Annotated in this window: 2 protein-coding genes; one reads left to right on the top strand and one right to left on the bottom strand. The window is 59.2% G+C overall.

Annotated features, from left to right (window positions below; genetic code table 11):
- Positions 1–209, top strand: a 209-nt coding sequence (locus tag ABD234_RS19145) for a DUF6456 domain-containing protein (protein WP_344359683.1), incomplete at its 5' end; no start/stop codon positions are given.
- Between the two features lie 57 nt (positions 210–266).
- On the opposite strand, the gene ABD234_RS19150 is transcribed toward ABD234_RS19145, so the two are convergent.
- On the bottom strand, positions 267–500 hold a 234-nt coding region (locus ABD234_RS19150; RefSeq protein WP_344359686.1), incomplete at its 5' end, for a hypothetical protein.

Genomic DNA, 500 nt, shown 5'->3' on the forward strand with positions numbered 1-500 from the left:
TTGGCCCCGAACTATCGGGCCCGCTTCTCGACATATGCTGCTTTCTCAAGGGCCTTGAACAGGTGGAGGCGGAGCGCGGTTGGCCGGTGCGCTCTGCCAAAGTAATGCTGAAGGCGGGACTTTCGACTTTGGCTCGGCATTACGCGCCGCAAAGGAAACCACGCCCGCATCACTGGGGCGCGGAAGGATACAGACCGGAAAACATTTGACAAAACGGAGCTGCCCGAACCGAGCCAACTGCATTCAGTCAGCATCTTCCAGAGGCTTTATTCGGGCAGCGCCTTCAAATATTCGCCAATCGCCTGACGATCTTGGGCAGAAAGACGCGCCATATTCTGCTGAACCTCGACCATAGTGCCTCCCACGGAATCGAAATCCGGTGTGAAGCCGGTTTCCAGATAGGTGGCAATGTCATCCGCCGACCAATCGTCGATCGCCCCGCCCGGCGCAATCCCAGGTACCGTTCCGCCGCCTTCCGCAGCTGGTGCGCCCTGGAGCCA

Origin of the sequence: Brachybacterium phenoliresistens (genome assembly GCF_039530785.1) — a bacterium.
GTDB lineage: Bacteria > Actinomycetota > Actinomycetes > Actinomycetales > Dermabacteraceae > Brachybacterium > Brachybacterium phenoliresistens.